We start from the raw sequence: 21139 nt of genomic DNA, 5'->3' as shown, positions 1-21139 counted from the left end.
AACGTGCCTTGTGAACGACAAGGCAACCACAAGGACAACAACAACCATGTTCCGTTACTTCCCGACCAATTACGTATGGAATCTCTCCGTCGACCTGGCCATCGAGATGGGCGCCCGCATGGGCGAAATTGAAGAGATGTGCGCACCACTACAGGAAGCCGCCCAGCAACCCGATGCCGCTGGAACCAAGGCGTTTCGCGAAACCTGGGCAAAGATGGCCGACAAACTCTGTGGCCTTGCTGAAGAAGATGAAGGCAATGGCCGGCTGCTGTCTGCTGGTGAAAAGTACAACCGCGCCGCCACCTATTACCTGACCTGCGAACGTTTGCAGGCCCACGGCGCGCCGGGCCGGACAGAGCTGTACCAGCGTTTTTTGCAGACGTTCAAACGCGGTATCGAACTGTCTCGCGAGAACTGTGAGCGCGTAGAAATCCCCTACGAGGGCAAACATATTTCCGGCTTGCTGGTACGTGCCGAAGGCGTGACCGGTCCGGCCCCGATCCTGGTGCAGGTCAATGGACTGGATTCGACCAAAGAAATGAAATATCGCGTCGGGCTGCCAGCGTGGCTGGCGAAGCGCGGTATTTCATCATTGATCATCGATCAGCCCGGCACAGGAGAAGCGCTGCGATTGCACAATCTGGTCGCCCGTTTCGACAGCGAGCATTGGGCCAGTCGGGTGGTCGACTGGCTGGAAAGCCGTAGCGATGTGGATGCCAAACGCATTGGCCTGGAGGGCGTCTCGCTCGGCGGCTATTACTGCCCGCGTGCGGTCGCTTTCGAACCACGGTTTGCGTGCGGTGTGGTGTGGGGCGCCAACCATGACTGGCGCGATGTGCAAAAACGTCGCTTGGAAAAAGAAGGCAGCTTCCCCGTTCCGCACTATTGGGCGCACGTGTGCTGGGTGTGGGGGGCGAAAGATATGGATGAGTTCATGGCCATCTCCGAAAACGTGCACCTGGATGGCGTACTGGACCGGATCAAGGTTCCATTCCTGGTGACCCACGGTGAAAAGGACTCACAGATTCCATTGAAGTGGGCACATCGCACGTACGAGCAACTGGTCAACAGCCCCAAACGCGAGCTTAAAATCTTCACCGAACGCGAAGGTGGCGTGCAGCATTCCAGCTTCGATAACAGCATCAACGCGGGCCAATACATCGCCGACTGGATTGCCGAAACATTAGGCGGCCACACCGCGTAAGCTGCGTCCTCTACAACCTCGCTTGCCAGCGATGGCGATGTCACATTCGCCATCGCCATCGCCATCGCCAGCAAGCCGGCTCCTACCGATTTGTGTGGTACCAAACAATCCGAATTCACCCACGATCCTGTAGGAGCCGGCTTGCCGGCGATGGCGTTTTGTCGAGCGCCGAACGAGCTCAGTTGGGTGCTCGGGTACCATGGAAGGAGGTGATCTGCCACCCTTGCTCGCCAAACGCCCAGACCTGCGTAGCAAAGCCTTCACCACGAATCGACTGGTCACCACCGCGCTTGCGCAACGTGTTGCACTGCGGTCCCGTCATGACGGCAAGATGCTCGCCATAGAAGCGGATCAGCAGTTCGCCGCGCTCAATGTCCAGATAGTCTACGGCGCTTTTCGCATAGTCCAGATACTCCGCCTTGCCTTGTACCAATCCCGTGGTGTGTACGTACACCAGATCATCGGCGAACAACTGCGCCACACGCGAATGGTCTTCCTCTACCAATGCCCGGCGGCGCTCTTGCTCAAGTGCCAGAAGTTCAGCTTTTACAGTTGCGGTGGTCATGGGGACTGCTCTCTGTGGATGAAGAGCGCGCACCATAGCCCCCGATCAGGCTCAAAAAAAATCGCCGATCACGATGCCAACCATCGTGACTCGCGATACCCGGCCCTTGCTGTTATTCATCAACGCAAAGCCCCGGCACCGCTGAGGTACAGCCGCTATTGACGCCATCAATACGCGAGCATTGATGCAAGTTGCTGGTGGCATGCATGGCCCTGCCCTAGCTTCGCTTTGCATAACAACCCACACAGTGAAACGCCATGCCCGCCCTACACCTGAAATGCCAGACCCTGTTCGACGGTACCGGTCTGCAAACCCGTCAACAGCAAACCCTTATCGTGGAAAACGGCCTGCTGTCGTACGTCGGCCCGACCGCCCTCGCGCCGCAGACGCAACCGGGAGACACCCTTAAGGTTCCTTGCGATAACTTTGTCATGCTGGGCCCGGTGGAGGAGCACACCCATTTCCTTCGGCCAGCGCCAGAGCGAAGAAGACATTGATATCTGGACCAGCGACGAGTTCCGTGCGCTGCGTGGCATGTTCTTCGCCCAACATGTGCTGGCCGCCGGTGTGACCAGCATGGTCTGCCCGGGCGATAGTGGCCAACTCAGCATCGCTGTGCGCAACGCGATCGCTGCCGGTTTGTTCGAGGGCCCACGTATTGCCGCCAGCAGCCGGGTCATCACCAATCGACAGAGCCTCAACGACTGGTTTCCGAGTCGGGTAGGTGCTCCGGAGTATTTCACTGCGCGGCTGGTCACCAGTCGCAGCGAAGCGTTGGCTGAAATCCGCAAACAGGCCAAGGATGGCGTCGACCTGATCAAGATCGCCATGGACGGCACCCACCGCCGCCCGAACGGCGAAATCATCGCCGCGTTCACCGCCGAAGAAACCTATGAGATGGTCGAAGAAGCCCACCGCCTGGGCTGCAAAGTGGCAACCCACGCCTATGGCCGAGAAGCTGTGATGTACGCCGCACGCGCCGGTGTCGATCTGGTGTTCCATGCCTTCTACATGGACGACGCCTGTATCGAGGCGTTGCTCGAAGCCGGCAGCATTCTCGCGCCGACCATGACCTTCCCGCAAAACACCGTGGACTTCTGCCAACCCCATGATCCAGCCATCAGCACCGGTTACGCCGGTTACTGTGCCCGCACGCTGGAAGTCGGTTCGGCCGTGCTCAAACGCGCCAAGGCGGCAGGTGTGCCGTTCGCGTGTGGCAGCGACAGCGGTTTTGCGGTAACGCCCTATGGCGAGTGGCACGCTCGTGAGCTGGAACTGTTGGTCACCCGGCTGGGCTTCACACCCGCAGAAGCGCTGTATGCCGCCACCAACGTCGGTGCGCGCTGCATGCCACGCGGTGAGACCATCGGCACCCTCGAAGTGGGTAAGCAAGCAGACTTCCTGTTGCTCGACGGTTCGCCGTTGCACGACATCCGCATCCTGCAAGACCGCTCTCGCCTTAAAGCCGTGTACAAGGCTGGCCAGTCCGTGCGCATGGAGCGCAGCCCCTACAACCCCAAACAGGTCTCTGATTTCAACTCGCTGAAATGGACTGATCTTTACACCCGAGACCGCGTGACCCAATTGGGCAAGTGGGCACAATGAGGACCAACACCCTGCAGCAACTCGACCTGATGACCGCCACCAACATCGCCAGCCAGGCCATCCGCATCGCTCGAGAAACGGGCATCAACCCTCTTGCCGTGGCCGTGCTGGATAGTGCGGGTCATCCGCTGGCAGTCTTGCGTGATGAACATGCCAGTTTCCTTCGACCACAGATCGCCACCGGCAAGGCACGGGGTTGCCTGGGAATGGGCCTTGGCGGGCGCGAACTGGCCCGACGCGCACAAGCGATGCCGGCGTTCTTCGACGCCATCAACAGCCTGACCGGCGGCGAAGTGATTCCCGTCGCCGGAGGCGTGTTGATTCGCAATGCCGAGGGACTGATTCTGGGCGCCATTGGCGTCAGCGGCGACACTTCGGACAACGACGAGCGCTGCGCTTTACAGGCTATTGAACAGGCTGCGCTGGTGGCGGATACCGGTGATCAGGCAGTGCGCTGATCAAGCAATGCGGCCTGCTGCGATAACAGGCCGCGAAACCACACCATCGCCGGGTCATGATCTTGATAAGGGTGCCATTGCAATACCTGAACGGCATCAGGAAATGCCAGCGGTGCCGGATGAATACGCAACGGATAATGTTGAGCGAAGCGCTGCGCCTGGCGGCGAAACACAGTGGCGATCCGGGCAGTACCGACGATGAATTCGGGCATTAACACGAAGCTTTCCAGGGCCACTGCCACTCGGCGATGAACACCCGACTCATGCAAGTGCGCTGCATCCATCGCCAGATTTCGACCATCGGCAAACTCGCGTACCACGTGCTCCGCCTCGCAATAGTCGGCCAGGCTCAAGCCTTCGGCGAACCGGGGTTGCCGAGCGCAGACGATACAACAGAGCTCGTCGTTCATCAGCGGGATATGAGGGTAAGCCGGGTTCAATCGCCGCTGAGGCACAATCACACAATCGCTGCGGCGATAGTCGAGCGCCTCGCTGACCACGTCACCGTCACGCGGCACAGGCATGTCCCGCAGACTCAAGCGCACACCTGGTGCGATTCGGGCCAACTCAAGACTGACGGCTGGCAGCAGGACGCCAGCTACGTAGTCGGAAGCCACCAAAGTGAAGTGCCGAGTGCAACTGGCCGGTTCAAAATTGACCGGTGCATCGACAATCTCACGGGTCAGAGCCAACGCTTCACGCACTTTGGGAAGCAGTTCCAGACCCAACGCCGTGGGCTCCAGACGCCGTCCAATCTGGACCAGCAACGGATCATTGAAATGCTCACGCAAACGTCCGAGCGCCGAACTGGTTGCCGACTGCCCCAGGCACAATCGCTCGGCGGCCCTGCTGACACTACATTCACTCAACAAGGCGTCCAAGGCGACCAGCAGGTTCAAGTCAAGACGTCGATAACGCATGTCGTATCCAGTTTAAGTTTTCAGGTGTTTGAACTACGTCGCTGATCACACCCAGCGTGAGTGCTTCAGGTCTCGCGGTGAAACGCCCCTAGCGCTTCACCAAGGCTGACGCTCAGGCGCTGCAAGTCGCCATTCGCTGTCTCCAGCCGAGCACACTCCTCGGCATTTTGCTCTACGACCCTGTCCACCTGCCCAAGCGCTGCATCGACTCGACAGGCTATGTCATGTTGCGATGCTGCGGCGTGGGCAATTCTCTGTCCGCTGTATTCAACTCGCGAGATGGCCTCGGTAGTCGCACCCAGGACCTGACTTGCGCGCACTGTCAGCTCAACGCCTTCGGCAGTCCGTCGCTGACTGTCGAAAAGACTGGTTGCGGTGTCGCCTGTGACCTTCCAGAGGCGTTGAATCATGCTGTCGATCTCGCCAGTCGATGCTCGCGTTCGACTGGCGAGCACCCGAACCTCGTCGGCCACTACAGCAAAACCGCGACCCTGCTCACCGGCTCGCGCTGCTTCGATGGCGGCATTCAAGGCCAATAGATTGGTCTGTTCGGCGAGTGCGCTGATCACATCCAGCACACCGGTAATAGCCTGGCTTTCGCTCTGCAACAATTGCATGGAACCCACACTGCTGGTCATTTCCCGCGATAGCCGCTGAAGGCTTTGACTCGCCTGTCGTACCAGGTCGTCGCCATGATGAATCAGCTTGCAAGCATCGCCCAGGCTCGCCTGGCTTCCCGCGACTTGCTGGTTGACCTGCGCCGCCGCTTGGGTCATATGCTGCATGGCCGCAACCACCTCGGCGGTCTGCTCGCGCTGTGCGCGCACACCCTGCCCTGTGCGATCGACCATTGCACCCAGCGAGACGGCCGCAGCGTCCAGTTGTTGCACGTCGCTGCCGATTCGCCCCACAAGATGGCGCAGCGCCTGCAACATCAGGTCAATAGCACTACCGAGCTGGCCCAACTCATCTTGTCGATCAAGCAGCGCGGGACGGTCCTTCAGATCTCCCGCAGCCACCCGTTGCGCCAGTCCCAGCATCATTTTCAGTGGCGAAACAATTGAACGCTGGATCAAAAGGCACGCGCCGACACTGAGCAACACGGCAAGCAGCACCATCACTGCAAGTTGCTGATCCAGACGTCTTTGGAGTAATTCATAAGATTGTGCAGCCCTCGCTCGCTCGGTTTCCAACACCATCGTCACTTGTTCAGCGGACACCGACATGCTCACTTGTTGCGCCATGGCCTGCTCACCGCTGCTGGCAAAACCCAGAAATGCCTCGCGATACTCGGCCAACGCTGCGCTGGCCTCATCCAGTGCACGACGACGATCGCCATCGAGCTGCGAATTCAGACTACCTAGCGCGCTGGCAAGCTCATTGACCCGGTTGACCCAGTCGTCCCGATATCGGTTTTGCGGATCGAGGGAAAAATACAGCTCGCTGTCACGCAGATTGGCCAAGCGTTCGCGCAATGCAACCGCCTCTTCCAACTGCTGCATTGACTGCGCTTGGGGCAGCTGGTGTTGCTCAAGATTGAGGTTGATATCGTCTAATTGGTCGAGGAATACTTCGCTGAATCGCTGCCCTGTCGTTTCCGCCAGCACTTGCATGCGCAGCCTCGCCCGAATCGCCTGGTAGCGCGCTTCGGCATAGGCCTGAAATGCCTTCAGGTAACGGTCGGTTGACTGGGCGAGCGTCTGTTTGAAACGCTCTCCCGAAAGAGCAAGCGACGGCCCGACTTGTAGTTGACGTAAAGAATCCTCGACCTGCGCAGCCGATTCTCGTGACGGCAGCAAACCAAAATCCCGCTCTGCAAGCCGCGCCTGGGCAAGACTGGCTTTCTGGCGATCCAGCTCCCGTAACTGTGTGGTGCTTGATTGCGTTACCCGCACCGAATACCAGGCGGTGAGCGCCATGCCCATCGTGCAGATCAGGACCAGACCGAAGCCGAGCGTTAACTTGCCGCCGACACTAAGGCGGTTCAGCGAAGCACCCAATCGATGGATTCTCACTTGCTCGGCCTGTGTGCGGCGATAGAGCGATCAGCCATCGAGTGAACCCCATTATTGTTTTAATCGGGGCAGGTTGACGTGACAGAGCGAAGCTGACCAATCGCTTGTGTGGATGCGACCCATCGGCAATCGCGATACCTGAAAGGCACTCGAGTTTCAGGTAGCCAGATTCAAGCGTCTTCGGGGTCGTACTCGTTCACATTGGCGACTTGGGAGTGCAGTCGGCCCAACAACTCGACGAGGGTGTCCACTTCCGAGGCAGAGAGCTCGCTGAGCAGCCGCCGCTCACGTTCCAGTGCAACCTTCAGGACTCGCTCATGCAGGGCTTTGCCGCTGTCCGTCAGGCTGACGGTATAGCGCCGCGCGTCCTTTGAATCGACCTGGCTGCAAATATGCCCGGCACCTTCCAGCGACTGCAATGAACGGCTGACCGCGCTCTTGTCGAGGCCGATCGTCTGGCAGATTCGGTTGGCGGTGATGTCATTTTCCACAGCAAGCATCGAAAGCATTCGCCATTCGACGACACCGATACCGAAATGCTTGCGATAGCACTGCGATGCGCCTGAGGAGAGCTTGTTGGACAAGAAATTCAGCAGTGCCGGGACATAACGCGTGAGGTTCAGTTGGGATTCTGCGGACATTGAGCGAACACCTTGGATCGGCGGGGCCTTGGAATATTAGTTGACACCGCAACTAAATAATCGGAGGATTTCTCTACCGAACGTCACGGGCGATTCGCTGCATGATATGCCGCCGCCCTGCCTCATAAAAATAATTATCAGGTTTTGGTCATGAACCCCTTCAATCTCATCGCCTTCGTCCTCCTCGCCCCAGCACCCGGCTGATCCGTCCCCGGCCAGTGCTCTAACCGACGCTTTTTTTTTCAGCAGCCACTTCAGTGTGGAGGGACAAGTCATGCTTCAAGTCAACGTCACCCGCAAAGCAAACGAAGCCGAAGGCATCTGCAGTTTCGAACTATGTGCCGCCGATGGCAGCACGCTGCCGGCGTTCGAGGCCGGCGCCCACATCGACATTCACATTGCCGATGGCCTCACCCGCCAATACTCCTTGTGCAACGACCCCAAGGAACGCCACCGCTACCTGATCAGCGTGCTCAAGGACCCGAGCTCTCGGGGCGGCTCCAGAGCCATGCACGAGCAGATTCAGTCTGGGCAAACACTCACCATCAGCGCTCCGCGCAATCTTTTCCCGCTTGATCGCTCAGCCAAGCGACACCTGCTGTTTGGTGGAGGTATCGGTATCACGCCCATGTTGGCCATGGCCTGGGAGCTGTCACATCAAGGGGCCGATTTCGAATTGCACTACTGCTTCCGTTCGAGCGAGCGCGCAGCGTTCGTCACGATGCTTGCTGATACCCCATTCGCCGATCGCATAAAACTTCATGACGACAGCGGCCCCCAGATACAGAAGCTGGATGCGCCAGCCTTGCTCACGCCCTCCCACGCCGACACCCATCTGTATGTGTGCGGGCCGGCCGGCTTCATGAACTACATCCTCGATTCAGCGCAGAACGCCGGGTGGCCGCAGGACCGGGTACACAAAGAATTCTTCGCTGCCGACCCTATCGATCAAAGCGCCAATGCATCGTTCGAAGTTGAACTGGCAAGCAGTGGCCAGGTTTTTCAGATTCCTGCCGAGCGTACGGTTTTCGAAGTGCTCGACGAGGCCGGTATAGCGATCGAGTCATCTTGCGAGCAAGGCGTCTGCGGCACGTGCGTCACTCGCGTACTGCGGGGCATACCCGAACACCGGGACAAGTTCCTGACAGTGGCCGAACACGCCGCAAACGACCGCTTTACCCCCTGCTGCTCTCGCGCCAAGTCATCACGCCTGGTGCTCGACTTGTGAATTCAAACAACAACATCAACCGTGCCTCCTGGAGAACACCATGAACACTTCCACTCTCCAAACGCTTGCCGAAGAAATTCCGGCGCCTGCCTTGCCCAGCTTTCCCCTCAACCAATGGTACGTCGCTGCCCTGGGTTGGGAGTTGAAGGACAAACCGGTAGGCCGGACATTACTCAACAAGCCTGTCGTGCTGTTTCGCAAGGCCAACGGCGAGGTCGCGGCATTGGAAGACCGCTGCTGCCACAGAGCATTGCCACTGTCGAACGGAACGCTGGAAGCGACCGGCATTCGTTGCGGTTATCACGGCCTGCTGTTCGATGACCATGGAAAATGCGTCGAGATCCCGGGCCAGGACAAGATCCCGAGCAAAGCCAAAGTGCCCGCGTATCACGTGCGTGAGCAGGACCAGATCGTCTGGATATGGTTTGGCAGCGAGGCTCAACCCGAGCCGATGTGTGAGCCGCCGACTTACTCCGTCCACAGCAGCGGCAAATACCTGTTCGACGGCAACGTGTACCACTACGACGCGCCTTATCAATTAATCCACGACAACCTCATGGACTTGAGTCACTTGGGGTATGTCCACCTGCGCACCATCGGTGGCAACGCCAGCATCCATATGAATGCGCAGATGAATGTGGAAAGTGAAGACAACGTCGTAAGGGTCGTGCGCCATATGCCGGACTCTGTTCCACCACCTACCTACACCGCCGCCTACCCTTTCAAAGGCAACGTGGACCGCTGGCAGGAAATCGAATTTCACGTCAGTCATCTGCGGATATGGACCGGTGCGGTGGATGCCGGTACCGATTCACTGGATAACCCTGATCGTGGTGGCTTCCACATGCGCGGGTTCCACGGGGTAACGCCGGAAACCGACACCACCAGTCACTACTTCTGGACCATGGCCACCAACCCGGCGAGTGATCCAGAAACCATCAAGGCCAAGGTCGTTGAGCAAACCATCCTGACCTTCGATGAAGACAAGGAAGTGATCGAAGCCCAGTACCAGAACATGTGCCGGTTCGGCGCGCGTCCGATGATCGACATCCACGTCGATGTCGGCGCCAATCGCGCCCGCCGAATCATCGAGCAGCTTCGCCAATCCAGCTTTTGAGTCCTTCAGACCAAACTCAGGGCTCCAGGACATTTGCTGCCCCGAAGGCAGCATTTTGCAGCGCAACATAACAACAACTTCCTCGAGGAAAAAAGCATGTCTGGCAATCGTGGTGTGGTGTATCTCGGCGCTGGCAAGGTCGAAGTACAAAAAATCGACTATCCAAAAATGCAGGACCCGCGCGGTCGCAAGATCGAGCACGGGGTCATTCTCAAGGTGATTTCCACCAACATCTGCGGCTCCGACCAGCACATGGTGCGCGGCCGGACCACGGCACAAACCGGCCTGGTGCTGGGTCACGAAATCACCGGCGAAGTGATCGAAAAAGGCAGTGACGTCGAGCACCTGAAAATCGGCGACCTGGTGTCCGTGCCATTCAACGTGGCATGCGGACGCTGCCGCTCTTGCAAGGAGCAACACACCGGTGTCTGCCTGACCGTCAACCCGGCCCGCGCCGGCGGTGCTTATGGTTATGTCGACATGGGCGACTGGACCGGCGGCCAGGCCGAATACGTGCTGGTGCCCTACGCCGATTTCAACCTGCTGAAACTGCCGGACCGCGACCGGGCCATGGAAAAAATCCGCGACCTGACCTGCCTCTCCGACATCCTGCCGACCGGTTATCACGGTGCGGTGACGGCTGGCGTTGGCCCGGGCAGCACCGTGTACATCGCCGGTGCCGGACCGGTCGGGCTGGCGGCGGCTGCATCCGCTCGCTTGCTGGGTGCGGCGGTGGTGATTATCGGCGACGTCAACACGGTGCGCCTGGCCCACGCCAAGGCCCAGGGTTTTGAAATCGTCGACCTGTCGAAAGACGCGCCGCTGCACGAACAGATCGCCGCGCTGCTCGGCGAACCGGAGGTGGATTGTGCGGTGGACTGCGTCGGCTTCGAAGCCCGCGGCCACGGTCATGACGGCGTCAAACACGAAGCCCCGGCTACCGTGCTCAACTCGCTGATGGGCGTGGTGCGTGTGGCCGGCAAGATAGGCATCCCCGGCCTCTACGTCACTGAAGACCCGGGCGCCGTAGACGCCGCTGCGAAAATGGGCAGCCTGAGCATCCGCTTCGGCCTCGGCTGGGCCAAATCCCACAGTTTCCACACCGGCCAGACGCCGGTGATGAAGTACAACCGGCAGTTGATGCAGGCAATCATGTGGGACCGCATCAACATCGCTGAAGTGGTCGGTGTGCAAGTCATCAGCCTGGATCAGGCGCCGGAAGGCTACGGCGAATTCGATGCCGGTGTGCCGAAGAAGTTTGTGATTGACCCGCACAAGTCCTTCAGTGCGGCCTGAGCCTGAGCTCACGATCGCCCAGCGCTTCTCGCGTCTGAGCTCCATACCGCCCCGGAGTCGAGCCGCCGGCTCCCAGGCACCTTGCATGCTCCACTGACCAACAAAAACAACAAGGTATCGACATGTACACACTGCAACCTCCGCATAGTGAGGCGGCTTCGGCTGCCCGTCGTTCAAAGCATTTTTCCACCCACAGCTTCGGAGCCTGACGCCATGAGCCAGTCGATTGGGCAACAGCTGGACGAAAAACCGATGGTCAGCTTCCAGTGGGGCGTGGTTGCGCTCTGCTTTCTGATAAACATGCTGGATGGCTTCGATGTATTGGTGATGGCTTTCACCGCCGCGTCCATTTCCGCCGATTGGGGCCTGAGCGGCATTCACCTCGGCTACCTGCTCAGTGCAGGGCTTGTCGGAATGGCTATCGGCTCGTTGTTCATTGCCCCTTGGGCCGATCGCTTCGGGCGACGTCCGCTGATTCTGCTGTGTGTAGGCATCGCCGGGCTCGGCATGCTGGCGTCATCGAAGGCGACATCCCCCGAGATGCTCGCGGTGCTGCGCCTGATAACCGGACTCGGCATCGGTGGCATCCTGGCCAGCAGCTACGTCATTGCCGGGGAGTACGCCAACAAGAAGTGGCGCAGCCTGGCCATTAGCCTGCAATCCACGGCCTATGCACTGGGCGCGACCATCGGCGGCCTTATCGCGGCGCAAATCATTCCGTCCCTGGGTTGGCGTTCGGTGTTCTTTTACGGTGGCATAACGACGCTGCTGATCCTGCCGATCCTTGCATTCTGGTTGCCCGAGTCCCTGGCTTTCCTGCTGTCGCGCCAACCCCGGCGCGCGCTGGAGCGTATCAATGTTCTGCTGCAACGAGTCGCGATCACGTCCCTCGAGCGGTTGCCCGAGGCGTTGCGTGAATCCAGGAAACCGCTACGAGCCACCTTCGCCGAGCTCTTCTCGCCAGCGTTGCTGCGTTCAACCTTGCTGGTGTGGAGCGCCTTCTTTCTGGTGATGTTCGGTTTCTATTTCGTCATGAGCTGGACGCCGAGGCTGCTGGTGTCGGCCGGCCTGTCGAATACGCAAGGCATCACGGGCGGTGTACTACTCAACGTCGGCGGCATTCTTGGCACCTCACTGATCGGCTTGCTGGCGGCACGTTTTCGTCTGTCCCGAGTACTCATGGCTTACCTTCTGGTCAATGCGGTGCTGCTGGCCGTCTTCGTGCAATTCACTGCCAACCTGAACCTGGCCTTCGCCCTGGTGCTGATGATCGGAGTTTTCGTCAACGGCTGCGTCGCGGGGCTCTATGCGCTTACCCCGAGCATTTACAACGCCACCCAGCGCGTCACTGGCCTGGGTTGGGGCATTGGCATCGGTCGCGCCGGTGCGATTCTCTCGCCATTGGTGGCTGGCCGTTTGATTGATGCGCAGTGGCAGCCCGCCGACCTTTACCTGCTGTTTGCCCTGTCCTTCGTCCTTGCGGCTGGCGCCGTCTGGCTTTTGAAGCCGCAACGGCTGCTACAGCTGAACACCGTCAGCAACGCCTGATTCGACCGTCCATAACAATAAAAGCAGGACCGATCACATGCAAAAAAACACTGAATGCCCTTGGCGCTACAGCCTGGGCATGGCGATAGCCTGCGCGACTTCCACTGCCTACGCAGGGTTCGTGGATGAAAGCAGCGCTACCCTGACCACGCGCAATTACTACCTGGACCGAGACTACAAAGGCGACAGCCCCTATTCGGCCGCTCGCGAGTGGGCTCAGGGATTCATCCTCAAGGCCAACTCCGGTTTTACCGACGGGACCGTCGGGTTCGGCCTGGACCTCACGGGGATGCTGGGTCTCAAACTGGACTCGTCGCCCGATCGGACCGGCACACAACTCCTGCCTTTTGACCCGACGACCCGAGAGGCTGAGGACGAATACTCGGAACTGGGTGTGGCACTGAAGGCGAAAATCTCAAAGACCCGGCTATCCGTTGGAACGCAGTTCCCTGCCCTGCCCGTCATCACCGCGAGCCCTGCACGTTTGGTTCCGCAATCCTTTCGTGGTGCGTATGCGGTTTCCGATGACATCGACAAACTCACGCTGCACACCGGCCGTATGGATCGAGTGAACCTGCGGGACTCCACTGACTATCAGCCAATCTCACTGGCGTCGCCCAATGGCCGCTTCAGAAGGGGCGCCAGCTCGGAGCGTTTCGACTTCATGGGCGGTGACTATCGCTGGTCTGACACGTTGACCCTTCGCTATTTTCACGCCGAACTGAAGGACATATACACCCAGGACTTTGCGGGAGGCATCCACCAGTTTCCCCTCGGCCCAGGCAAACTCAAAACGGACGTTCGGATCTACAACAGTCGGGAGAACGGTCGCGCAGAAGCCGGCAAGGTCGACAACCTGAACGCCGGTGCCATGTTCAGCTACCAGGTCGCGGCCCACACCTTGGGCATGGGCTACATGTACCAGACTGGCGACACAGCAATGGCCTACATTGCTGGCGGGGAGCCAACGGTGCTCAGCGACGGCACCATGAGTGCAGACTTCGTCAACCCGAAGGAGCGGACCTGGGTGGCGCGTTATGACTACAACTTCGCCGCTGTTGGGCTACCGGGCCTGACCGGTATGGCTCGCTATTTGAGAGGTAGCCACATTGACCTGCCCCAATTGGGGGGAACTGACCTGACAGAGTCGTCGAAGGACGTGGAGTTGGCCTACGTCATACAGTCCGGCCCGGTCAAGGGCCTCGCTCTGCGCCTTCGCCATGCCTTGTATCGCAATGAGCAAAGTGCAGCCTCGACATTCAGGAGCGACAACGAAACCCGGATTAACGTCGACTACACGATTAAGCTCTGGTAACTGATGGGAATAAATAACATTCTGAATCGCCCCCGGTTTTGTTGTAGGACGTGGGCGACTAACGAATTCGATTCACGATAGGAGAGGCAGTTTTTTTGAACTGTCTAATCCTTATAAATCGATGGACTCGATAATTCCTAGCAACAATTACCGTTTTTTTTGATCGTTTTCAAAGGCAATACTCGCCCGGTTGTAGGTTGTCCGAAACTGGTTCGGGTCAGCGTGTGACAGCTGGGCGTCTACCCATTCTCGTCGTAACCGAGCTCATTTAGAGCGGTTGAAAGCGTTGCACGGAGGGACAACCCATCCATATCCTTGAGGGTATAGTTTTTTCCGTAGTGTTTAGCGTTGCGAACTGCCGTATCTGTCAAAGGCATGAGTACATCTCCACGTCTTGATCGAATGAGGAGAGATGTACGGTTCCGGCAATGTGTTCTCTATCTGGAAACTGCTACGCGCAAACCCGGATTTCGATGTACTTATTGATGTAATTGAAATTCGTGGCTGGCGGCAGATTTCGGTAGAAATCGCCAGAACGAAAAAAGAGGCCGAAGCCTCTGTTTTCTAGCTTTACAGCGCTCAATGGAGTTCTGCAAAGCAATATTTGGAGCGGGAAACGAGACTCGAACTCGCGACCCCGACCTTGGCAAGGTCGTGCTCTACCAACTGAGCTATTCCCGCGTCTTGGTGTGGCGCATTCTATAGAATTCAGAAGCCCCGTCAACCCCTTGATTCAAAAAAGTTTTATTTCTTTTCAACGTCGGTCTTCAGATGCGGCCAGGCGGCCCGCAAGTATTGGACCATGGACCACAAGGTAAGGCCTGCGGACACCATCAACAGCGCATAGCCCAACAGAACCCAGAAGCTGAAGTTCGATGGATTGGCCAGCAGGATTACCAGCGCCAGCATTTGCGCAGCTGTCTTCCATTTGCCCAGGTTCGATACGGCGACGTGGGCACGGGCGCCGAGTTCGGCCATCCACTCTCGCAGTGCCGAAACGACAATTTCGCGACCGATGATGACGGCGGCCGGCAGCGTGAGCCACAGATTGCCGTGTTCCTGCACCAGCAATACCAGGGCAACGGCAACCATCAGCTTGTCGGCAACGGGATCGAGAAAGGCCCCGAACGGCGTGCTTTGCTCCAGACGGCGGGCCAGATACCCGTCCAGCCAGTCGGTAGCGGCAGCGAACGCAAACACCGAGGCGGATGCCATGTAGCTCCACTGATAAGGCAAGTAGAACAGTAAAATGAAGATCGGTATGAGCAGAACGCGTAGAACGGTAATCAGATTAGGGATATTCATCGGCACAACTGGCTACGAGGTGAGGGGGGCATTCTACTCGCTGTGCAGATTTGCATAAATCAACTCTGCGAGCTTTTTACTGATCCCGGGGGCTTTGGCAATTTCTTCGATGCTGGCACGAGACAGCTCCTGCAATCCACCAAAATGTTTGAGCAAATCGCGCCGGCGTGTGGGTCCTACTCCGGCAACACCTTCAAGCGTAGACGTTCGACGGGTTTTTCCGCGTCGGGCGCGGTGCCCGGTAATTGCAAAACGGTGGGCTTCGTCCCGGATCTGCTGAATCAGATGCAACGCCGGAGAGTCACCGCGCAACGTGAATTCGTGGGCGGCGTCATTGAGATAGAGTGTTTCGAAACCTGCCTTGCGCGTTGCACCCTTGGCGACGCCCAGCAGGATCAGATCGGGTACCGCCAACTCATTGAGCACATCGCGAGCCATGGACAGCTGACCTTTGCCACCGTCCACCAGGAGAATGTCCGGCAGTTTGCCCTCCCCGTCCTTCAACTTGCTGAAGCGTCGCGTCAATGCCTGGTGCATTGCCGCGTAATCATCGCCCGCCGTTACGCCTTCAATGTTGTAGCGACGGTAGTCGGACTTGATCGGGCCTTCGGGCCCGAAAACCACGCAGGAAGCCACGGTCGCTTCACCGCTGGAGTGACTGATGTCGTAACACTCGAGGCGTTGTGGCGGCTCATCCAGTTTCAGCACCTGAGCCAACGCTTCAAACCGCGCTGCGACGTGCTGACGATTGGCCAGACGAGCACTCAGCGCCTGTTCGGCATTGGTCACTGCCAATTGCTGCCAACGCGCCCGCGTCCCACGCACCCGGTGGCTGATGGCCAACTCGCGACCGCGCAATTTATCGATGGCGGCGATCAGGGTCGCAAAGTCGTCGTGAACCACGTTGACGATCAGTTCGCTTGGCAGGTCGCGCTCCGGGCTGGTGATGTAGTACTGGCCAAGAAAAGCGGCCATGACCTCGGATACGTCTTCCTCGATACCGACCTGCGGGAAGAAGTTCTTGCTACCGAGTACCCGCCCGCCCCGCACACTGATCAGGTGGACACAGGCGCCCCCCGGATTGACAAAGGCGGCGATCACATCGACGTCGCCCGTCCCGCCTTCCATGCTCTGCTGGTCCTGAACCCGTCGCAGCAAGGCGATCTGATCACGCAACTCGGCTGCCCGCTCGAACTCCAGATTGATCGCCGCTTCTTCCATCCCGGCGGACAACTCATCGGTCAGCGCATGGCTGCGCCCTTCCAGGAACATCACCGAGTGCCGAACGTCTTCTGCGTACACCTGGGGTTCTACAAAGCCAACACAGGGTGCCTTGCAGCGCTTTATCTGATATTGCAGACAAGGACGTGTCCGATTCTTGTAGTAACTGTCTTCACACTGGCGAACAAAAAACGTCTTTTGCAACAGACTCAGACTTTCGCGAATGGCCCCCGCGCTAGGGTAAGGACCAAAATACTTTCCTTTACCCTTTTTCGCACCGCGATGAATGCTCAGGCGTGGAAACTGGCCATCCGAGAGATACACGTAAGGGTAGGATTTGTCGTCGCGCAGCAGGATGTTGTAGGGGGGGCGCCATTCCTTGATCAACGTCTGTTCAAGCAGCAAGGCTTCGGTTTCGTTGGCCGTGATGGTTGTTTCGACTTGCGCGATACGCGCCACCAATGCGGCGGTCTTGGGGGCAAGACCCGATTTTCGAAAGTAGCTCGACAGGCGATTCTTGAGGTTTTTCGCTTTACCGACGTACAGCAGCCGCGCATCGCTATCGAACATGCGGTACACGCCGGGACGCCCACTGACCGTGGACAGAAAGGCGCTTGGATCAAAGGTTTCGGTCATTATCAGAGACTGGCGTCAACCATGCCATGCCGAACCGCCAACAGCGTCAACTCGACATCGCTGCTGATCGAAAGCTTTTCGAAGATGCGGTAGCGGTAGGTGTTTACGGTTTTGGGGGAGAGGCAAAGTTTGTCGGAAATGATCTGCACTTTCTGGCAACCGACAATCATCAACGCAATCTGGATCTCTCGCTCCGACAACGCATCGAAGGGGGAATCATTGGTTGGCTGAAACGATTTTATTGCCAGCTGCTGCGCGATCTGCGGGCTGATGTAACGTTGTCCGGCGAATACCAGGCGGATGGCCTGGACCATTTCCGGCAACCCGGCGCCCTTGGTCAGATACCCTGCGGCACCGGCTTGCAACAGCCGTGTAGGAAACGGGTCTTCTTCACAGACGGTTACCGCAACGACTTTGATATCCGGATGACTGCGCAGCAATTTGCGAGTGGCTTCAAGACCGCCGATACCGGGCATTTTGACGTCCATCAAGACCACATCGGGCTTGAGTTCACGCGCCTTGATCAAGGACTCTTCACCCGATTCAGCCTGGCCGACTACTTGCAGGCCATCGATGTCAGCCAGCATTCGTGTAATGCCTGTACGAACGAGATCGTGGTCATCGACTACTAGCACCCTAATCAAGCAGACACCTCACGACATGGTCTTATTTGGTTGCCAGACACCTTAGCAAAAAGCGACTGGCAGACCTAGCGGAAAGCTTCAGATAAAAAGTTTCAATAGTTCTTCAAATGGTTGTGGCAAACGTCAAGCGTGTCACAAACTTCCAGGTACTCAAGCGATAGACGTTGTCGCTGACAACCCATAGCAATTTCTGATTGAAACTGCGCACCGGCCTCTAGTAAGCTCGGCGCATCCATCGGAGACAAACCATGCTCAACACCCGTTCCCAGCTTCGTACCGCCAGCGCCCTGCGCATGGTTGCGGCTGCCCGGACGAATGACGTTTGTGCTCCGGTCAGCTTTTATTTTGGGTATTGGTTTAGCCACTGGCGCGCCTGATACCCACACGGCGCCCACTTCAAACGGGTCGCCACCAGAGAATTCTCAACCCCCGGTCGGCCTCCCGACCGGGGGTTTTGTTTTTTCAGTCCTGTCATTTTTAGCGACACACCAGACATTCAGAGGATCCACACAATGAACTACGCCACTTATTACCGTTACGACAGTTTTACCGCCTGGCGATTTACCACCCTCCGCTCGGGACAGCCTGCCGCCTCCGATCGGTCACCCACAGGTGGCAAGCACATACACGCAGCCGATCCGGCCAATTGTCGAACACCCCAGTAGGGCCGGTTGGCGGGAATGAACCCGCCTCCAGCCCAGGAAGCCTTTAAAATGAACTCGTCCGTCTCCGCACTACCGCTGTCTACGCTGACCTCTGCCAATGAAGCGCTGACCTCGCGCCTGCCCAGCTCATTGCAACTCAAACAGCAACTTCCACTGAGCAATGCGTTGATCCAGCAGGTCAATGCGCACCGCCAAGCGGTGCGCGCGATTCTCAACGGTGAGGACTCCCGTCTTCTGGTCATCGTCGGCCCTTGCTCGATCCACGATCCCGAGTCAGCCCTCGAATACGCCGGCAATCTTGCCCGCTTGAGCAGCGAAGTCAGCGACCAGATGTTGCTCGTGATGCGTGCCTACGTCGAAAAGCCTCGCACTACCGTCGGCTGGAAAGGCCTGGCGTACGATCCGCAGCTGGACGGCAGCGATGACATGGCCGGCGGGCTGACGCTGTCCCGCGAATTAATGCGTGAAATGCTCCGCCTGGGCCTGCCGATTGCTACCGAACTGTTGCAACCGATGGCGGCGGGCTACTTTGACGACTTGCTCAGTTGGGTTGCTATTGGGGCGCGTACGACCGAATCACAGATTCACAGGGAAATGGCCAGCGGCCTGAGCATGCCGGTCGGTTTCAAGAACGGAACGGATGGTGGCGTCGGCGTGGCCAGCGACGCCATGCGATCTGCCGCCCATCCGCATCGCCATTTTGGCGTCGATAGCCAAGGCCATCCGGCGATCATTCAAACCCCCGGCAATGCGGATACCCACCTGGTATTGCGTGGTGGCCACCAGGGTCCGAACTACGATCGTGAGAGCATCGCCCAGGTGAACAGCGATCTGACCCGACTGAAGATTCCGACCCGGATCATGGTCGATTGCAGCCATGCCAATAGCGGCAAGGATCCACTGCGTCAACCCGCGGTGTTCAATGAGGTCCTGGAACAACGTCTGCAAGGCGATCACTCGCTGATCGGCATGATGATCGAAAGTCATTTGTTCGAGGGATGCCAACCACTGAGTTCGGCGTTGCAATACGGTATATCGGTCACAGATGGCTGCCTTGGCTGGACCGCAACCCAGCAACTTTTACGGCAGGCCGCGGCGCAATTGCGAACTTAAATCACGCAGCATTACGGCTTCGTCATCCAGTCTCGAATCGAAAACTGGATGACGGCCGTGTATTGAAAGAAAGGTTATTGAATCATCTGCCACTTGGTTGTGATTGCGGGAGCAGCGCTGCGCTGTACGGAAAGTCGACGTTTGCAGAGTAGGCCCTTGCGCTGGAGTGAGCCGAGTCGAGTGATATAGACGTCCAGGTATTCCGACCAAGACCGCATATACATACGTCTATTCGTACTAGATCCATACCGCTTTCATCCATTTTCAGCGGACTTTTCATACATCACGCCAGCGTTGAGTGTTTTAGAGTGGAGCGCAATGCACCTCCCACGAACAGCTGCGAAAAAGGTATGAACATGCAACGGAATGCAAGCACCTGCCACCCAATACTGCTGGTCCATGGCCTGTTCGGTTTCGAGCGGATCGGCAAATTCGAACTCTTTCACGACATCAGGCAAACCTTGCGAAACGCTGGGGCGAGGGTGTTCGTTCCACACCTTTCTACCGTTTCCAGCAACGAAACTCGTGGTGAGCAATTAGTGGCGCAACTCAAACGGGTACTGGAAGGAACAGGCGCCAGCAAAGTCAATCTGATCGGACACAGTCAAGGCGCACTCGCTGCACGTTATGCTGCAGCGAGTGCACCGCACCAAGTCGCTTCGGTAACCTCTGTCAGCGGGCCAAATCACGGGTCCGAGCTGGCTGATTTTCTGCGCAAGGCATTAACGCCCGGACGCTTGCCGGAATTGGTTGCCGAGGCGGTCGTGACCCTGTTTGCCGATTTCCTGGGAGCCCTGAGCAACGACCGTTATCTCGCGCGCAACGCTGTCGCGGCCCTGAATGGCCTGACCACCGAAGGCGTGGGCGCATTCAACGACAAGTACCCGCAGGGGTTACCCAAAACCTGGGGTGGACAGGGTCCGGAGCAGGTCAATGGCGTTCGCTATTATTCCTGGAGCGGTGTCCTGCCGCCCGTGCTCGACCAAGGTACCCACGCGCTCGACCCGTTCCACTCGTTGTGTCGTGCCTTTTCACGCTACTTCGTCACCGAAGCCGACCAGAACGACGGGATGGTTGGACGTTTCAGCTCCCACTTGGGCACCGTGATCCGTTCCGACTACGCCCTGGATCACCTTGACACCATCAGCCAGCCAGCCTGTCAATTGCGAACTGGCATCGATCCGGTCGAACTGTATGTACAGCATGCCGAACGCTTGCGAGAGGCCGGTTTGTAAGACAAGCCCTCCCCCGAATCCCGCGCAGAATGGAACTTTGAGAAGAAATAGAGCACTGAATCCGGTAGGCTCAGCACTTTGCAAAACATTGAATGGAGAATTTTCCCATGCCTAAAGCCACTGCCCGTCACATCCTTGTTGCCAGCGAAGCCAAATGCAACGAACTCAAGGCTCAAATCGAAGGCGGCGCCGATTTCGCCGAAGTTGCCAAAGCGAACTCCACCTGCCCATCCAGTCGCCAGGGCGGTGACCTCGGTTCGTTCGGTCCGGGCCAGATGGTCAAGGAATTCGACACCGTTGTATTCAGCGCGCCAATCAACGTCGTGCAAGGCCCGGTGAAGACTCAGTTCGGTTACCACCTGCTGGAAGTGACCAGCCGCCAGGACTGATCAACGCTTGAGCTATTGT

The 21139-nt window shown here is 58.1% G+C and carries 19 protein-coding genes, 1 tRNA gene and 2 pseudogenes; 12 read left to right on the top strand and 10 right to left on the bottom strand.

The genetic code is table 11. From position 1 onward, the window contains the following. The first annotated feature begins 46 nt into the window (after window positions 1-46). Window positions 47-1204: an alpha/beta hydrolase family protein gene (locus QMK58_RS13550; RefSeq protein WP_095152799.1), complete on the top strand. Its 1158-nt coding sequence runs from the start codon at window positions 47-49 to the stop codon at window positions 1202-1204. 178 nt (window positions 1205-1382) lie between these two features. Here the strand turns inward: QMK58_RS13550 and QMK58_RS13545 are convergent, their stop codons facing one another. Next, on the bottom strand, window positions 1383-1769 hold the full coding sequence (locus QMK58_RS13545; RefSeq protein WP_320396433.1) for a nuclear transport factor 2 family protein: 387 nt from the start codon (window positions 1767-1769) through the stop codon (window positions 1383-1385). Between the two features lie 257 nt (window positions 1770-2026). On the opposite strand from QMK58_RS13545, the pseudogene QMK58_RS13540 reads away from it, so the two are divergent. Next, window positions 2027-3374 (top strand): annotated as a pseudogene (locus QMK58_RS13540) (metal-dependent hydrolase family protein). Between the two features lie 29 nt (window positions 3375-3403). Continuing rightward, a complete protein-coding gene (locus tag QMK58_RS13535) occupies window positions 3404-3832 on the top strand; it encodes a GlcG/HbpS family heme-binding protein (RefSeq protein WP_413817428.1) in 429 nt (142 codons plus the stop codon). On the opposite strand, the gene QMK58_RS13530 is transcribed toward QMK58_RS13535, so the two are convergent. From QMK58_RS13530 to QMK58_RS13520, 3 genes are all read right to left on the bottom strand, one after another. After that, window positions 3817-4752, bottom strand: coding sequence for a LysR family transcriptional regulator (locus tag QMK58_RS13530; protein WP_053160862.1), 936 nt, complete (start codon window positions 4750-4752; stop codon window positions 3817-3819). The genes QMK58_RS13535 and QMK58_RS13530 overlap by 16 nt on opposite strands. Window positions 4753-4817: 65 nt before the next feature. Beyond that, window positions 4818-6767, bottom strand: a complete 1950-nt coding sequence (locus QMK58_RS13525) for a methyl-accepting chemotaxis protein (protein WP_256220703.1) — start codon at window positions 6765-6767, stop codon at window positions 4818-4820. A 170-nt stretch (window positions 6768-6937) separates the two neighbouring features. Next, a complete protein-coding gene (locus QMK58_RS13520; RefSeq protein WP_053160863.1) occupies window positions 6938-7408 on the bottom strand; it encodes a MarR family winged helix-turn-helix transcriptional regulator in 471 nt (156 codons plus the stop codon). A gap of 274 nt (window positions 7409-7682) precedes the next feature. Here QMK58_RS13520 and QMK58_RS13515 point away from each other — a divergent pair, with 274 nt between their 5' ends. The 5 genes from QMK58_RS13515 (at window position 7683) to QMK58_RS13495 (ending at window position 13912) form a co-directional block, all read left to right on the top strand. After that, window positions 7683-8636, top strand: coding sequence for a PDR/VanB family oxidoreductase (locus tag QMK58_RS13515; protein ID WP_320396432.1), 954 nt, complete (start codon window positions 7683-7685; stop codon window positions 8634-8636). A gap of 40 nt (window positions 8637-8676) precedes the next feature. Continuing rightward, on the top strand, window positions 8677-9753 hold the full coding sequence (locus QMK58_RS13510) for an aromatic ring-hydroxylating dioxygenase subunit alpha (RefSeq protein WP_320396431.1): 1077 nt from the start codon (window positions 8677-8679) through the stop codon (window positions 9751-9753). Window positions 9754-9849: 96 nt separating this feature from the next. Continuing rightward, entirely contained in the window at window positions 9850-11049 is a 1200-nt protein-coding gene (gene fdhA, locus QMK58_RS13505; protein WP_301158217.1) for a formaldehyde dehydrogenase, glutathione-independent, read from the top strand. Window positions 11050-11262: 213 nt separating this feature from the next. Beyond that, window positions 11263-12597 carry an MFS transporter gene (locus tag QMK58_RS13500; RefSeq protein ID WP_320396430.1) on the top strand — a complete coding sequence of 445 codons (1335 nt, stop codon included), beginning with the start codon at window positions 11263-11265 and terminating at the stop codon, window positions 12595-12597. Between the two features lie 37 nt (window positions 12598-12634). Then, window positions 12635-13912 carry an OprD family porin gene (locus QMK58_RS13495; protein ID WP_320396429.1) on the top strand — a complete coding sequence of 426 codons (1278 nt, stop codon included), beginning with the start codon at window positions 12635-12637 and terminating at the stop codon, window positions 13910-13912. A gap of 293 nt (window positions 13913-14205) precedes the next feature. Here QMK58_RS13495 and QMK58_RS13490 read toward each other — a convergent pair. Continuing rightward, window positions 14206-14289: pseudogene (locus tag QMK58_RS13490) on the bottom strand (DUF4102 domain-containing protein); the annotation flags it as partial. Window positions 14290-14324: 35 nt separating this feature from the next. Between QMK58_RS13490 and QMK58_RS13485 the strand changes: the two are divergent. Next, window positions 14325-14480 (top strand): hypothetical protein, encoded by a 156-nt coding sequence (locus QMK58_RS13485; RefSeq protein ID WP_156322366.1) that lies wholly within the window; start codon window positions 14325-14327, stop codon window positions 14478-14480. A 37-nt stretch (window positions 14481-14517) separates the two neighbouring features. Here QMK58_RS13485 and QMK58_RS13480 read toward each other — a convergent pair. From QMK58_RS13480 to QMK58_RS13460, 5 genes are all read right to left on the bottom strand, one after another. Then, window positions 14518-14593 (bottom strand) — tRNA-Gly (locus tag QMK58_RS13480). Between the two features lie 63 nt (window positions 14594-14656). Continuing rightward, complete coding sequence (gene pgsA, locus QMK58_RS13475) at window positions 14657-15217, bottom strand: CDP-diacylglycerol--glycerol-3-phosphate 3-phosphatidyltransferase (protein WP_053160869.1); 561 nt, start codon at window positions 15215-15217, stop codon at window positions 14657-14659. A 33-nt stretch (window positions 15218-15250) separates the two neighbouring features. Continuing rightward, window positions 15251-17074 (bottom strand): excinuclease ABC subunit UvrC, encoded by a 1824-nt coding sequence (uvrC, locus tag QMK58_RS13470; protein ID WP_053160870.1) that lies wholly within the window; start codon window positions 17072-17074, stop codon window positions 15251-15253. 2 nt (window positions 17075-17076) lie between these two features. Beyond that, on the bottom strand, window positions 17077-17718 hold the full coding sequence (gene uvrY, locus QMK58_RS13465) for a UvrY/SirA/GacA family response regulator transcription factor (RefSeq protein WP_032829778.1): 642 nt from the start codon (window positions 17716-17718) through the stop codon (window positions 17077-17079). A 92-nt stretch (window positions 17719-17810) separates the two neighbouring features. After that, on the bottom strand, window positions 17811-18083 hold the full coding sequence (locus tag QMK58_RS13460; protein ID WP_156322367.1) for a hypothetical protein: 273 nt from the start codon (window positions 18081-18083) through the stop codon (window positions 17811-17813). A 348-nt stretch (window positions 18084-18431) separates the two neighbouring features. Between QMK58_RS13460 and QMK58_RS13455 the strand changes: the two genes are divergently transcribed. From QMK58_RS13455 to QMK58_RS13445, 3 genes are all read left to right on the top strand, one after another. Beyond that, complete coding sequence (locus QMK58_RS13455) at window positions 18432-19496, top strand: 3-deoxy-7-phosphoheptulonate synthase (RefSeq protein WP_053160871.1); 1065 nt, start codon at window positions 18432-18434, stop codon at window positions 19494-19496. Window positions 19497-19852: 356 nt separating this feature from the next. Beyond that, window positions 19853-20731, top strand: coding sequence for an esterase/lipase family protein (locus tag QMK58_RS13450; RefSeq protein WP_053160872.1), 879 nt, complete (start codon window positions 19853-19855; stop codon window positions 20729-20731). A 107-nt stretch (window positions 20732-20838) separates the two neighbouring features. Next, window positions 20839-21120 carry a peptidylprolyl isomerase gene (locus tag QMK58_RS13445; protein ID WP_033061676.1) on the top strand — a complete coding sequence of 94 codons (282 nt, stop codon included), beginning with the start codon at window positions 20839-20841 and terminating at the stop codon, window positions 21118-21120. The last annotated feature ends 19 nt before the right edge of the window (window positions 21121-21139 follow it).

The organism is Pseudomonas sp. P8_241, from assembly GCF_034008315.1.
GTDB lineage: Bacteria > Pseudomonadota > Gammaproteobacteria > Pseudomonadales > Pseudomonadaceae > Aquipseudomonas.
The sequence above is the reverse complement of the archived record's forward strand: the minus strand, read 5'-3'. Positions and strand labels throughout refer to the sequence as shown.